Source organism: Janibacter melonis (assembly GCF_003721155.3).
GTDB classification, from domain to species: Bacteria; Actinomycetota; Actinomycetes; order Actinomycetales; family Dermatophilaceae; genus Marihabitans; species Marihabitans melonis.
Genome location: NZ_CP044548.2, coordinates 1,827,549 through 1,840,848, shown reverse-complemented (window position 1 = coordinate 1,840,848; position 13,300 = coordinate 1,827,549). Strand labels below are relative to the sequence as shown.

Below are 13,300 nucleotides of genomic sequence, written 5' to 3'. Positions count from 1 at the left end.
GGACGAGCAAGTGCGAGGGCGTGCCGAAGGGTCCGATCGGCCAAGTCGGCGGGAAGGTGCGTCCGTCCCCCTGGGCAGGAGCGACCACTGACGGGGACTCGAGCGAGGGCCCGATCGGGCCGGGTCTGCGGGATGTGGGCTCGTTCTCCTCGGCGGGGGCGAGGCCGCTGGCCGTCGGCCGGGGCGGTCGGCGTCCGCCCGACCATCGGCGTCCGACCGACCCTCAGCGTCCGACCGACCGCCTACGCCGGCTGACCCTCGACCAGCTCGGCCTGGCCGCGAGCGGGCGCGAAGCCCAGCCTGTCGCCGTACCCGAGCCCGGGCAGCAGGGGCGCGAGCAGCTCGACGACGGTCGCGGGCTGGTGGTGCATCGGCTTGGTCTCGGGGTGCGGGTGGTAGACCAGCGCGGCGACCTCACGCCCCTCGTGCGTCACCGTGCACTCGACGAAGGAGAAGGTCTCAGCCCCGTGCACGTCGGTCCACTCGACCCCTTCGACGGTCCACCGCGGCGCGAGGAGGTGCAGCGCGAAGGGGGAGATGTCGAGGTTGATCGTCGCGGTGTGGAAGCCGGACAGGTCGACCCCGCGCGCGGCGAGATGGGGAGCCTGCAGCTCGATCGTCCCCGCGGCGAAGGGGGAGGCCGCCCCGGTCCCCGAGGCAACCCCGTGGCCGCGGACGACGACCCCTTCGACCCGCTCGACGCTGCTCGTGCTCATCGCCCCAGTGTGGGGGGGAGCGGGCACTCAGCGCACGAAGGCGGGGGTGAGCGGCGGGCTCCACAGCTCGCCGTTACGGGCCTTCGAGGCGCCGATGACGTGGATGACGACCGCGACGACGCAGATGAGCGGGTAGGTGATGAACCCGATGAGGATCACCATGAGCAGCGTCGAGAGGATGAGCCCGATCGCCGTGACGATCTGGACGTTGAGGCTGTTCACGGCGTGCGCCCGCACGAAGTCGCCGCGGTCCTTGTACATGAGGTAGACGACGAGGCTCGCGACGAAGCCGAGCGTGCCGGCCGACAGCGGGATCGCGATCGCCGGGGCGAGGTGGGCGAGCATCCCGTAGTTGCGCTGGTCCTGGGGAGAGAGCACCTGCTGCTGCTGCCACTGCTGGGGCACGCCCTGCTGCGGCACGCCCTGGTAGCCCTGGTGCGGAGCGCCCTGGTAGCCCTGCTGGCCGGTGCCCTGGTAGCCCTGCGGGTCACCGCCACCCGGGGGCGGGGGCGCCTGGCCGTGCGGGTCCCGGGGGTCCTGCGGCTGCGTGTCGTGCTGGTCGTGGTCGTGGGGCTGCGTCATCGTGAGCTCCTTCGTCGTGCCTGCGTCGAGGCTCCAACCTCCCATCCTCACCGCTCCTCGCACCATGGCGGGCCCACCCCGACGTGCGGTGGGGCTGTCCCCACCCCGTCGCACTCCTGTCCCCGCCTGCGCCCCCACGTGTCGGCCCAGGAGGCGGCGGACCGGTGACTAGGGTGTGGCAGGTGGAGGGCTATGTCGTCGTCGCCGGGACGCTGCTCGCGGGCATCGCGCTCGTGGTCGCGGCGTGGACAGCGCGCCGTCTCCTCGCCCCCTCGGCCCCCACGCCGGCGAAGACCACCACCTACGAGTCCGGCGTCGACCCCCTCGGCGACGGGTGGACCCAGGGGCAGGTGCGCTATCTCGCCTACGCCTACCTCTACGTGATCTTCGCCGTCGACGCCGTCTACCTCTTCCCGTGGGCGCTCGTCCTGCGCACCGACCTCGGGGTCGCGAGCCTGATCGAGGTCGCCATCTTCATCGGGGTCGTCCTCGTCGGCCTGCTCCACGCCGCCCGCCGCGGTCTGCTGAGGTGGGCGTGATGACGACCGACCTGCCCATGCCCCGCCCCCGCGAGCACGAGCCGCGCGTCGGTGTCGTCGGCGGCCACGCGCCCCGCCCGATGAAGGTCGTCCTCTCGTGGGGGCGCCGGTACAGCCTGTGGGTCTTCAACTTCGGGCTCGCGTGCTGCGCGATCGAGTTCATCGCCGCGTCGATGTCCCGGCACGACTTCATGCGGCTCGGTGTCATCCCCTTCGCCCCCGGCCCCCGTCAGGCCGACCTCATGGTCGTCTCCGGCACGGTGACCGACAAGATGGCGCCGGCCGTGCGCCGGCTCTACGACCAGATGCCCGAGCCGAAGTACGTCATCTCCTTCGGCGCGTGCAGCAACTCCGGCGGGCCCTACTGGGACAGCTACTCGGTGACGAAGGGGGTCGACCAGATCGTGCCCGTCGACGTCTACGTGCCGGGCTGCCCGCCGCGCCCCGAGGCGCTGCTCCACGGCATCATGCGGCTCCAGGAGCGGATCGCCGCCGAGGAGCTGAGCACCCAGGGGCTGCGCCGCAAGTACGCCGGCCACCGTCTCGCCGACGCCGCCGAGGTGCAGCGCGGGCTCGTCTCGCCGCCAGCGGCCCGACCCGGCGGGGCGAGCGATGACTGAGGTGCGTCTCACCGCCGCCCTCAAGGAGTGGGTGCGCGCCGTCGGCGACGCCCGCGACCAGGGCTACGTCTTCTTCGACTGGTTGAGCGCCGTCGACCAGCACGACGACGCCGAGAAGCCCGGCCTCGACGTCCTGTGCCACCTGCTCGACCCGACACCGTCGCCCGAGCGTGACCAGCGCACCCTCCTGCTGCGCACCCGCGTCGCCGACGGCGCGGCGCTGCCGAGCATCACCGGCGTCTTCGCCGGCGCGGCCTGGCACGAGCGCGAGACCCACGAGATGTTCGGCGTCGAGGTCGAGGGCTTCGACGACGGGTCCGGGCTCGGGATGCGGCCGCTGCTCCTGCCCACCGGCTTCGAGGGGCACCCCCTGCGCAAGTCCTTCGTCCTCGCCTCCCGCGCGACGAAGCCCTGGCCCGGCGGCAAGGAGCCCGGCGAGGGCCACTCGACGCGCTCGCCGTCGCGGCGCCGCGTCCAGGCGCCCGGGGTGCCCGGGCCCGAGTGGGGGAGCGAGGATGAGTGAGCTCGAGGTGCTCGCGCGCAGCCTCGGCGCGCTGCTCGCCGTCCTCGTCCTGCCGCTCGTCGTCGGCTACGGCGAGCACAAGGTCATGGCGCACATGCAGGGCCGGCTCGGCCCGATGTACGCCGGTGGCTTCCACGGCTGGGCCCAGCTCGTCGCCGACGGGGTGAAGTTCGTCCAGAAGGAGGACATCACCCCCGCCGCCGCCGACCGCCGTGTCTTCCGGCTCGCCCCCGCCGTCGCCCTCGTCCCCTACGTCCTCGCCATCGCCCTGCTCCCCATGCACCCCGCCGGCGCGCTCGCCGAGGTGCCCGGCTCAGTCCTCGCCGTGCTCGCCGTCACCGGTGTCGGCGCGCTCGGGACCCTCATGGCCGGCTGGGCCTCCGCGAACAAGTACGCCCTCATCGGCGCGATGCGCTCGGCCGCCCAGCTCATCTCCTACGAGCTGCCGATCGTCCTCGCCGTCGCCTCCGTCGCCATGGCGGCGGGCAGCCTCTCGCTGAGCGGGGTCGTCCTCGCGTGGCACCCGGCGTGGCTGCTCTGGCAGGTCGTCGGTGCGGTCGTCTTCCTCGTCGCCGCGGTCGCCGAGCTGCAGCGGCCCCCCTTCGACGCCCCGATCGCCGACTCCGAGGTCGTCATGGGTCCGTGGACCGAGTACTCCGGGCTGCGCTTCGCCTTCTTCATGCTCGCCGAGTACGCCGGCATCGTCGTCATGTCCGTGCTCTTCGCCGTGCTCTACCTCGGCGGCTGGCGCGGCGTCGGCGTCGACGCGGTGCCCGCGCTCGGCGTCCTGTGGGTGCTCGCGAAGGCCGGCGTCGTCGCCTTCGTGCTCATCTGGGTCCGCGTCAGCTGGCCGCGGCTGCGCGAGGACCAGCTGCAGCACCTCGCCTGGGCGCGCCTCGTCCCGCTCGCGCTGCTCCAGCTCGCCGTGACGGCCGTCGGGGTGGTGGTCACCGCATGAGCCCGAAGGGAGACCGCAGCATCGTGCCCGGCCTCGTCACCGGCATGGTGACGACGGCGAAGCAGATGCTCGCGCCCGTGCGCACGGCCGAGTACCCCGACGTCGCGCCGGACCTGCCGGCCCGCTCGCGCGGGGTCATCGCGCTCGTCGAGCAGAACTGCACCTCGTGCATGCTCTGCGCCCGAGAGTGCCCGGACTGGTGCATCTACATCGACTCGCACAAGGAGACCGTCGAGGCCCCGGCCGGCGGCGGCCGCGCCCGTCAGCGCAACGTCCTCGACCGCTTCGCCATCGACTTCTCGCTGTGCATGTACTGCGGGATCTGCGTCGAGGTCTGCCCCTTCGACGCGCTGCTGTGGAGCCCGGCCTTCGAGTACGCCGAGGGCGACATCCGCGACCTGCTCCACGAGAAGGAGCGGCTCGGCCAGTGGGTCGAGACCGCCCCCGCGCCGCCGCCGCTCGACCCCGGCGCCGAGCCCGCGTCCGAGGTGAGCGCCGCGAGCAAGCCCGCGCGGGGAGGTCGCGCACGTGGCTGAGAGCGCCCTCGTCGTCCTCGGTCTTGTCACCGTACTCGCCGCCGTCCGCGCCGTCACCTCGGCCCGGCTGCTGCGCGCCGTCCTCTGGCTCGTCGTCGCCCTCCTCGGCGGCGCGGGCATCTACCTCGCGCTCGGTGCCGAGCTCGTCGCGCTCGTGCAGGTCCTCGTCTACGTCGGGGCCGTCGTCGTCCTCTTCGTCCTCGCGCTCATGGTGACGCGCTCACCCCTTCGCCCCCTCGCCGAGCACAGCGGCCCGCCCGCGCGGCGGGTCGTCGCCGCCCTCGCCGGGCTCGGGACCACCGGTCTGCTCCTCCTCGTCCTGCTGCCGCTCGCCCGGTCGTGGGAGGAGGGCGAGCCGCGGGCCGCCTCGAGCGAAGGGATCGCCAGCCAGGTCTTCGGGACGTGGGTGTGGCCCTTCGAGCTGCTCTCGCTGCTCCTGCTCGTCGCCCTCGTCGCCGCGCTCGCGATCACCCGGGAGCGCGGCACCTCGACGCGTGGTCGGCGATGAGCGCGCAGATCGCCGTCGTCGTCGCGTCCGTCCTCGCCGGGGTCGGGGTCTACGGGGTGCTCGCCCGGCGCAACGCGATGCTCGTCCTCGTCGCCCTCGAGCTCGTGCTCCTCGCCGCCGGGGTCCTCCTCGTCACCGCCGGCGCCCACGGGCCGGACACGACCGCGAGCGGAAACGTCCTCACCCTCTTCGTCATCACCATCGCGGCGGCCGAGGTCGTCCTCGCGCTCGCCGTCCTCGTCGCCGCCTACCGCGCCCGCGGCCACGTCGACCTCGACCGTCCCGCCGACGAGGACGCCCGGTGAGGGCCGCGCTCTCGGGACGCGAGATCCCCCTGCCCGGCGCCGAGATCGGCAGCGTCTCCTTCGACCCCGCGCTCTCGCTCACGGCGACGACGCTGACCATCGCGGCCGTCGTCCTGCTCGTCACGCTCTGCGTCCAGGTGTACTCGCTGTGGTACCTGCGCGACGACCCCCGACGCCGCTCCTTCCAGAGCACGGTCACGCTCTTCGGCGCGGCGATGCTCCTCCTGGTGCTCTCCGGGGACCTCGTCCTCAGCCTCGTCGGCTGGGAGGTCATGGGCTGGTGCTCGTACCTGCTCGTCGGGCACGACTCCGGGCGGGCCGCCGCCCGCCGGGCGGCGCACAAGGCCTACCTCGTCACCCGGGCCGCCGACATCGCGCTCGTCAGCGGTGTCGCGCTGCTCGTCGCGGGCGCGGGCACGACCTCGCTGGCGGGCATCACCGAGCACTGGCAGAGCACCGGGGCACGCCTGCTCGGCGCCCCGCTCGTCACCTGGGCGCTGCTCATGGTCGTCGTCGGCGTGCTCGGCAAGGCCGCGCAGCTGCCCTTCTCGGACTGGCTGCCCGACGCGATGGAGGGCCCGACCCCGGCCTCGGCCCTCATCCACGCCGCGACGATGGTGGCCGCCGGCACCGTGCTCCTCGCCCAGCTCGCCCCGCTGCTCGCGTCGGCCACCGGCGCGCGGGTCCTGCTCGGCCTCAGCGTGTCGGCGACGATGGTCCTCGGCGCGCTCCTCGCGGCCCTGCAGGCCGACGTCAAGCGCCTCCTCGCGTGGTCGACGGTGAGCCAGGTCGCGATCATGCTCTCCCCCTTCGCCCTCGTCGGCGCCGGTCCCCAGGACCACGGCGCGGTCGGCGCGGGCCTGGCCCACATGTACGGCCACGCGCTCTTCAAGGCGCTGCTCTTCCTCACCCTCGGCTGGCTCGCGACGACGGCCGGCGGGACCGCGGCGACGCGTCTGACCGGGGCGGCGCGACGCCACCCCGTCGCGCTCGTGTCGTGGGCCCTCGGGCTCGCCGCCCTCGCCGGGGTGCCCGTGCTCGTCGGCGGGGTGAGCAAGGAGCACGTCGTCGCCGTCGCCCTCGCCTCCACCCGTGACGCGGGACGGTCCGGCGAGCCCGCGTGGCTGCCGGTCCTCGTCCTCGGCGCGCTCCTGCTCACCGTCGTGCTCACCGCCGCCTACAGCGCGCGGGCGTTCGTCGTCCTCGCGGTCGGCCGGCGCGACGAGGTGGCGCGCACCCGGGCGGTCATGCCGCCGGCGATCGTCGCCGTCCTCGTCGTCCTCGCCGCCGGCACGACGCTGGGCGCGATCGCCATCTGGCTCGGCGCCTTCGACCCCGCGGGGCACGCCTCGCTGCTCCTGCTCCTCCTCGTCACCCTGCTCGTCCTGCTCGGCGGGGCCGCCGGCGCGTGGGCCTGCCTCGACCGGGACCCCGTCGGCGACGGCACGGGCCGCGCCTCCCGCCTCGCCGCCGCCGGGCTGCACGCCGACCGGGTCTACGTCGCGGGGGTCGTCGTACCGGTGCTCGCGCTCGCCCGGCTCGTGCGCTTCGTCGACGACGCCGTCATCGGCACCTACGTGCGCGGCGCCGGGTGGCTCGTCGCCGGGCTCGGCGGGGCCGGAGAGGTCGCGCACCGGCGCAGCCGGCCCGGCAGCGCCACCCTGCTCGTCGCGCTGGCGCTCCTGCTCCTCCTCGGGGCCACCCTCGTCGTCCTGCTCACCGAGCCCGCCGCGTCGCCGGGGGTGCTCGGATGAGCCTCGTCCTCGCCCTGGCGCTCGCCCTGCCCGTCGTCGCCGCCGTCGCCCTCATCGGCGGCGCGGGCCGCGGCCGGTCTGCCCAGGTCGTCGTCGTCACCTCGCTCGTCTCGCTCGTGCTCCTCGTCGTGGCGTGGGCCGGCGGCGGGGCCGTCGACCTGCCGTGGCTGCCGGCCCTCGGGCTGCGCCTCGCGCTCGCGGTCGACGGGCTCTCCGGGCCGCTCATGGCGCTCACGCTGCTCGTCACGGCGCTCGCCGCGCTCGTCCACCGCTCGCGCCCGGCGGACGCGGGCGACGGCAGCGAGGGCGAGGAGGCGAGCGAGGGGACCTTCGCCGCCTGCCTGCTGCTCACCGCGGCCGCCGCGCTGCTCACCTTCGCCGCGCGCGACGCGATCCTCTTCGTCGTCGGGCTCGAGTGCGTGCTCGTGCCGATGTGGGTGCTCATCACCCGCTACGGCGACCCCCGCTCGCGCCGCGAGGCGGGCTGGCTCTTCGTGCTCGCCACCGGGCTCGGCTCGGTCGTGCTGCTGCTCGGCGTGCTCCTGCTCGTCCGGCTGTCCGGCACCTCCGACCTCGAGACGCTCGCGGCGACGGCCGGCAGCGGGCTGACGAGCGGCCAGCAGCTGCTCGTCGCCGGTCTGCTCACCGCGGGGCTGGCGATCAAGGTGCCCGTCTGGCCGCTGCACTCCTGGCTGCCCGTCGCCCACTCGAGCGCACCCACCGCCGGGTCGATGCTGCTCGCGGCCGTGCTGCTCAAGCTCGGCACGTACGGGCTCATCCGGCTGCCGCTGGCGACCGTGCCCGACGGCTTCGCGCAGATCGCGCCGGTGCTCGGCGTGCTCGGTGTCGTCGGCATCCTCTGGGGCGGGCTCGTCTGCCTCGTCGAGCTCGAGCTCAAGCGGCTCGTCGCCTGGTCCTCCGTCGCGCACATGGGCTTCGTCGTCCTCGCGCTGTCGACCGGCACCCGGACCGGCGTCGTCGCCGCGGTGCTCGGGAACCTCGCCCACGGCGTCGTGTCTGCGCTGCTCTTCGCCGTCGTGGGTGTGCTGCGCTCGGGGTGGGGGAGCGGCCTGCTGCGCGACCGGGCCGCCCTGCGCGACACCCACCCCCGGCTCGGGGTGCTCCTCCTCGTCGGGCTCGCCGCCGGTGCCGGCCTGCCGGGGCTCGCGCCCTTCTGGGGCGAGCTCGGGGCACTCGTCTCCGCGTGGCAGCCCGCGACCGACCGGCCCCAGGCCGCCTACGACGTGCTCGCCGTCCTCGCCGCTGCGGGGGCCGCCCTCGGCGGCGCCTACGCCGTGCGCGCCGTGCGCGCCGTGTGGCTCGGCGACGCGAGCCACGGCGTGAGCGCGACCGGGAGCGACCCGGAGGGCGCGGGCGTCGTCGTGCCGCGCGCCGACCTGCTCGTGCTCGTCGTCCTCGCCGTGCTCACCGTCGTGCTCGGCGTGGCGCCCGGCGTCGTCACCTCGCTCACCACGCCCGTCCTCGACGCGCTGCCCGGGGTGGTCCGATGAGCGTCGAGATCTCCTGGCTGCCACTCCTGCCGGTCCTCGGGCCGGCGCTGGCCGCCGTCCTCGTCCTCGTCGTCGACCTCGTGCTGCCTGGCCGTCGCGGCCCGCTCGGCGCGGCCGCGGGCCTCGGTCTGCTCGTCGGCGTCGTGGGCGCCGTCGTGGGCCGGCTCGCCGACGACGCCCGCAGCCTCTGCCTGCCACCGGGCACGAGCACTGCCGGCAGCACGTGCCTCGTCGACGTCAGCCCGGCGGGGAGCACCCTCCAGGCGGTGACCCTGCTCGCCGCCGGAGCCGCGCTCGCGCTCCTGCTGGCAGCGCGGGGGGCAGGGGACCCGAACGACGACGCGAGCGACGACGTCGCGGTCGTCGCCGGGGTGCTCGCCGGCGCCGCCGGTGCGGCCGTCACCCTCGGGGCCCGCGACCTCGGCAGCTGGCTCGTCGGTCTCGAGCTCGCCACCCTCCCCTTCGTCGCCGTCCTCGCCCTGCGCTCCGTGCGAGCGCGCGGCTCGGCGGCGCTCGACCTGCTCGTCACCGCGGTCCTGTCCTTCGCCCTCGCGGCGCTGGGTGCCGGTCTGTGGGTCGTGAGCACCGGCACCCTGCTCCTCGACGGCACGACCACCGACGGGACGGCGCTCGGCGCTCTCGCCGAGCCCCAGCGCGCCGCGCTCACGGCGGCGAGCGTGCTGCTCGTCCTCGCCGCCGGCTTCAAGCTCGCGCTCGTGCCCGTGCACCTGTGGGCGCCGCTGTCCTACGAGCGTGGCGGACCCGCTGTCGCGACCGCGCTCGCCGGGGTCTCCGTGACCGGTGGTCTCGGCGCGATCCTCGTCGTCGTCGAGGCGGTCGGACGGGCGGACCTGCCCGGCCCGCGCCTGGCCCTCGGCGTGCTCGCCGCGGTGAGCCTCGTGCTCGGCGCCGTCATGGCCTGGCGCCAGGACGACCTCCTGCGCCTCGTCGCGTGGTCCGGCGTCACCCAGGGCGGGTGGGTCGCCGCCGCCGCGTCGGTCGGCGGGAGCGCCCCGGCGGCGGGGTACCTCGCCGTCTACGTCGTCGCGGTCGTCGCCGTCCTCGCCGCGGTCGCCGCCACGGGCACCCGTCTCGTCGACCACACGGGCCTGCTGCGCCGCGACCCCCTCGTCGGTCTCTCCCTGGCCGCCGGGCTGCTCGCCCTCGCCGGTCTGCCGCCCGCGCTGGTCGGCCTGCTCGCGAAGGTCGTCGTCCTCGACGCCGTCGTCACCGCCGGGTCCTGGTGGCTCGCGGGCGCCGCGGTCGTCGGTGCCGTCGTCGCCCTGGCCGTCTACCTGCGCTGGCTCGCGGTCGCCCTCCGTCCGGTGCCGACCGCTCTCGTGCAGCCCGACGGCCCCGAGGACGACCTCTCCGACGACGCGGTCGAGGTCGTCACCGGCCGGCGCGGTGCCGCGCCGGTCGTCGCGCTCGTCGCGGCGGCGCTCGTCGTCGTCACCTCGCTCGCCCCCGCGCTGCTTCTCTAGCCACCCCACGCACGACGACGCCCCGGGCCACCTGGCCCGGGGCGTCGCGCGTGCTGGGTCGTCCGCGGTCAGGCCGCGGTGCGACCCTCCGGCAGGACGCTCGGCGCCGGCTTCGCGGGCTTGCCCGACTTGCCGTTGCTGCGCTTGCCGTTGATCTTCTCCGTCGACTGGGCGAGCGTGATCGCGGAGTGCGCGATCGCGTCGCTCATGATGTCGAGCGCGCGCCGGTTGACGTTGGTGATGTCGTCGGCGGGCGTGTGGTAGTTCGGGTCGTAGATGACGCCGGCCGTGCCGCCGAACTTCTCGACCTCGGCCGGGGTCTTCGTGCCGTCGGCACCGGTGAAGAGGCCCGAGGCGGGGATGCCCGCGTCGATGAAGGCCTTGTAGTCGCTGCGGCCCGAGAACTCGGTGTCCACCCACGGCTGCTTGACGCTGTCGAAGTAGTCGGTGAGGACGTCCTCGGTCTCGATCGAGCCCGGAGGCACGACGCCCGGCGCGGGGTAGGTCGACTGGTCCGCGTCGTACACGCCGATGATGTAGTTCGGCGAGCCGATCATGTCGAAGTTGAGGTACGTCGCGATGTTCTTCAGCTCTGCGGGGTCGTTCTCCTGCAGGTCCGCGACGTACTCCGTCGAGCCGAGCAGCCCGAGCTCCTCCGCGCCCCAGAAGGCGACGCGCACCTTGTTGTTGAGCTTGTTGACCTTGCCGAGCTGGATGGCGGTCTCGAGGACGCCGGCCGTGCCGGAGCCGTTGTCGTTGATGCCCGGGCCGTCCTCGACGCTGTCGAGGTGCGCGCCCATCATGACGACGTTGTCGTCGCGACCGGTCGGGGTCTCGGCGATGACGTTGAAGGTCTGACGCTCCTCGATCGTCTTGTCGAGGACGAAGCGCATGGTCACCGGACCGCGCGCCATCTTCGCCAGGATCGCCTGGCCCTCGGCCTGGGTGACACCGGTCGCCGGGGCCGTCGTCGGGTCGATCCCGCCGAGCGTGCCGTTGAGCGCGCCCGTCGTGTTGTTGTAGATGATGATCGCGCTCGCGTTGACGCTCTTGGCGACCTGGGCCTTCTGCGCGAAGGAGCACCCGGCGCCACGGCTGACGACCGCGATCTTGCCCGTGAGGTCGGCCCCGGCGTAGTCGCCGACGACGCACCCGGTGGCCACCGAGGGAGCCGCGAGCTGACCGGTGACGCCGCCGACCGGGGTGGGCTGGCTGTACGACATCGGGATGTTCTCGACGGTGCGGGCGTCGGGCGAGATCTCCGTCAGGCTCGTGCTGCGGGTCTGCTCGTAGACGAAGGGGAAGTACTGGCGCTCGGTGGTCCAGCCGGCCGCGCGGAGCTTCTGCTCCACGTACCGACCGCTCGCCTCGTAGCCCGACGTGCCGGCGCCGCGGTTGCCGCCGTTGGCGTCTGCGATGTCCTGGAAGGCCTGGAGATGACGCATCACGCCGTCGACGGTGACGGCCTGGCGCATCTTCGCGGAGTTGTTCGGGTTCGCCGCGCCCTGGGCCGGTGAGGCCGCGAAGCTCGAGACGGCGAGTGCTGCAGTCGCGGCGGCCGCGGTGACGGCTGCCTGTCGTGCTGATCTCACGATGATCTACCTCTCGGTGGGTCGACCGGGCCACGCTGACCGGTCGTGGCTCGGAAGGTAGTGGCGCAGGAGGGGGGCCACCACACCGGTCGGCGATCGTGACCTCCTCGTGACCTGACGACGGGGACCGGGGAACTTTCCGCCGGTCGAGCGGCGTTGACCGGGTATGCACAAGCACTACAACGGGCTGAAGACCGCCGCCCTCTTCGGCGTGATCTGGGCGCTGCTGCTGCTCATGGGCGGGCTCGTCGGGGGCGGCCGCTTCATCTGGCTCTTCGCGATGGTCGGCGTCGTCATGACCTTCGTCGGGTACTGGAACTCCGACAAGATCGCCATCCGCTCGATGCGCGCCCGGCAGGTCTCGCCGCAGGAGGCCCCCGAGATGCACCGCATCGTCGCCGAGCTCTCGCAGCGCGCGAACCAGCCGATGCCGCGCCTGTACATCTCGCCGACGGCCGCGCCGAACGCCTTCGCCACCGGCCGCAACCCCAAGAACGCCGCCGTGTGCTGCACCGAGGGGATCCTGCACCTCCTCGACGAGCGCGAGCTGCGCGGTGTGCTCGGCCACGAGCTCATGCACGTGTACAACCGCGACATCCTCACCGGCTCGGTCGCCGCGGCGCTCGCCGGGGTCATCTCCTCGGTCGCGCAGTTCGCCCTCTTCTTCGGCGGCGGTGGCAGCGACGAGGACCGGCCCAACCCGATCGCGATGATCGCGATGGCGCTGCTCGCCCCCTTCGCCGCGATGCTCATCCAGATGGCGATCACCCGCACCCGCGAGTACGACGCCGACGAGGACGGGGCGCGCCTCACCGGCGACCCTCTCGCACTCGCCTCCGCGCTGCGGAAGCTCGAGTCCGGCGTCGCCCAGGCCCCGCTGCAGCCCACCCCGCAGCTGCAGAGCAGCTCGCACCTCATGATCGCCAACCCCTTCCGCGCCGGCGACGTCTCGCGCTTCTTCGCGACCCACCCCCCGATGAAGGACCGCATCGCGCGGCTCGAGGCCATGGCCTACGGGCACGACATCCGCTGATGGGCTACGACAGCGCGTACTTCGACGAGCAGGCCGCGCAGTGGGACCAGCCCGACAAGGTGGCCCGCGCGCAGCGGGTCGCCGAGGCCGTCGTCACGGCGGTGCCGCTGCGCGGGGACGAACGGCTGCTCGACTACGGCGCCGGCACCGGGCTGCTCGGCCGCGCCCTGGCCGACCGGGTCGCCTCGATCACCCTCGCCGACGCCTCCGAGGGCATGACGCGGCTCACCCAGGAGCGGGTCGCGACGGGCGAGATCACCGGTGACGTCCGCGCCGTGTGGCTCGACCTGCTCACCGACCCCGTGCCGCACGAGCGCTACGACGTCGTCGTCAGCCTCCAGGCCATGCACCACGTGAGCGACGTGCCGGCCGTGCTCCGCGCGCTGCGCGAGCTCACCGTGCCCGGCGGGTGGCTCGCCGTGTCCGACCTCGACCGCGAGGACGGCAGCTTCCACGGCGAGGGCTTCGCCGGTCACACCGGCTTCGAGCGCGCCGAGCTCGAGGCGACGGTCCGCGAGGCCGGCTTCGTCGAGGTCTCGACGAGCACCGCGACGACGATGACGAAGGGGGAGCCGGGCCACGAGCGCGAGTACCCGCTCTTCCTCCTCGTGGCGCGCGCGCCCGCCTGACCCGTGCCCG

Annotated in this window: 15 protein-coding genes; 12 read left to right on the top strand and 3 right to left on the bottom strand. The window is 74.1% G+C overall.

Annotated elements, in window-relative coordinates:
• Positions 1-242: 242 nt before the first annotated feature.
• Together EEW87_RS08705 and EEW87_RS16990 are read right to left on the bottom strand one after the other, a co-directional pair.
• Positions 243-716, bottom strand: coding sequence for a hypothetical protein (locus EEW87_RS08705; RefSeq protein WP_123092287.1), 474 nt, complete (start codon positions 714-716; stop codon positions 243-245).
• 27 nt (positions 717-743) lie between these two features.
• A complete protein-coding gene (locus EEW87_RS16990; RefSeq protein ID WP_225985123.1) occupies positions 744-1,298 on the bottom strand; it encodes a DUF4870 domain-containing protein in 555 nt (184 codons plus the stop codon).
• A 182-nt stretch (positions 1,299-1,480) separates the two neighbouring features.
• Here EEW87_RS16990 and EEW87_RS08695 point away from each other — a divergent pair, with 182 nt between their 5' ends.
• Genes EEW87_RS08695 through EEW87_RS08650 form a run of 10 tightly spaced genes read left to right on the top strand, consistent with a single transcriptional unit; the run spans position 1,481 to position 10,036 of the window.
• Positions 1,481-1,837: an NADH-quinone oxidoreductase subunit A gene (locus EEW87_RS08695; RefSeq protein WP_123092385.1), complete on the top strand. Its 357-nt coding sequence runs from the start codon at positions 1,481-1,483 to the stop codon at positions 1,835-1,837.
• Positions 1,837-2,457 (top strand): NADH-quinone oxidoreductase subunit B, encoded by a 621-nt coding sequence (locus EEW87_RS08690; protein WP_123092286.1) that lies wholly within the window; start codon positions 1,837-1,839, stop codon positions 2,455-2,457. The genes EEW87_RS08695 and EEW87_RS08690 overlap by 1 nt, the downstream gene beginning before the upstream one ends.
• On the top strand, positions 2,450-2,980 hold the full coding sequence (locus EEW87_RS08685) for an NADH-quinone oxidoreductase subunit C (RefSeq protein WP_123092285.1): 531 nt from the start codon (positions 2,450-2,452) through the stop codon (positions 2,978-2,980). The genes EEW87_RS08690 and EEW87_RS08685 overlap by 8 nt, the downstream gene beginning before the upstream one ends.
• Positions 2,973-3,938 carry an NADH-quinone oxidoreductase subunit NuoH gene (gene nuoH, locus EEW87_RS08680; protein ID WP_123092284.1) on the top strand — a complete coding sequence of 322 codons (966 nt, stop codon included), beginning with the start codon at positions 2,973-2,975 and terminating at the stop codon, positions 3,936-3,938. Before EEW87_RS08685 ends, nuoH begins: the two co-directional genes overlap by 8 nt.
• Complete coding sequence (locus EEW87_RS08675; protein ID WP_123092283.1) at positions 3,935-4,474, top strand: 4Fe-4S binding protein; 540 nt, start codon at positions 3,935-3,937, stop codon at positions 4,472-4,474. The genes nuoH and EEW87_RS08675 overlap by 4 nt, the downstream gene beginning before the upstream one ends.
• Entirely contained in the window at positions 4,467-4,982 is a 516-nt protein-coding gene (locus tag EEW87_RS08670) for an NADH-quinone oxidoreductase subunit J (protein ID WP_123092282.1), read from the top strand. Before EEW87_RS08675 ends, EEW87_RS08670 begins: the two co-directional genes overlap by 8 nt.
• On the top strand, positions 4,979-5,287 hold the full coding sequence (nuoK, locus tag EEW87_RS08665; RefSeq protein ID WP_068276927.1) for an NADH-quinone oxidoreductase subunit NuoK: 309 nt from the start codon (positions 4,979-4,981) through the stop codon (positions 5,285-5,287). Before EEW87_RS08670 ends, nuoK begins: the two co-directional genes overlap by 4 nt.
• Positions 5,284-7,041, top strand: coding sequence for an NADH-quinone oxidoreductase subunit 5 family protein (locus tag EEW87_RS08660; protein ID WP_123092281.1), 1,758 nt, complete (start codon positions 5,284-5,286; stop codon positions 7,039-7,041). Before nuoK ends, EEW87_RS08660 begins: the two co-directional genes overlap by 4 nt.
• Positions 7,038-8,552: a complex I subunit 4 family protein gene (locus EEW87_RS08655; protein WP_123092280.1), complete on the top strand. Its 1,515-nt coding sequence runs from the start codon at positions 7,038-7,040 to the stop codon at positions 8,550-8,552. The genes EEW87_RS08660 and EEW87_RS08655 overlap by 4 nt, the downstream gene beginning before the upstream one ends.
• The gene (locus EEW87_RS08650) at positions 8,549-10,036 is read left to right on the top strand and encodes a proton-conducting transporter transmembrane domain-containing protein (RefSeq protein ID WP_123092279.1); all 1,488 of its coding nucleotides are present in this window, start codon (positions 8,549-8,551) and stop codon (positions 10,034-10,036) included. The genes EEW87_RS08655 and EEW87_RS08650 overlap by 4 nt, the downstream gene beginning before the upstream one ends.
• A gap of 68 nt (positions 10,037-10,104) precedes the next feature.
• On the opposite strand, the gene EEW87_RS08645 is transcribed toward EEW87_RS08650, so the two are convergent.
• Positions 10,105-11,628 (bottom strand): M28 family metallopeptidase, encoded by a 1,524-nt coding sequence (locus EEW87_RS08645; protein WP_123092278.1) that lies wholly within the window; start codon positions 11,626-11,628, stop codon positions 10,105-10,107.
• A gap of 166 nt (positions 11,629-11,794) precedes the next feature.
• Here EEW87_RS08645 and htpX point away from each other — a divergent pair, with 166 nt between their 5' ends.
• Positions 11,795-12,661 (top strand): zinc metalloprotease HtpX, encoded by an 867-nt coding sequence (gene htpX / locus EEW87_RS08640; protein ID WP_068276942.1) that lies wholly within the window; start codon positions 11,795-11,797, stop codon positions 12,659-12,661.
• Complete coding sequence (locus EEW87_RS08635) at positions 12,661-13,290, top strand: class I SAM-dependent DNA methyltransferase (RefSeq protein ID WP_123092277.1); 630 nt, start codon at positions 12,661-12,663, stop codon at positions 13,288-13,290. The genes htpX and EEW87_RS08635 overlap by 1 nt, the downstream gene beginning before the upstream one ends.
• Positions 13,291-13,300: the final 10 nt, after the last annotated feature.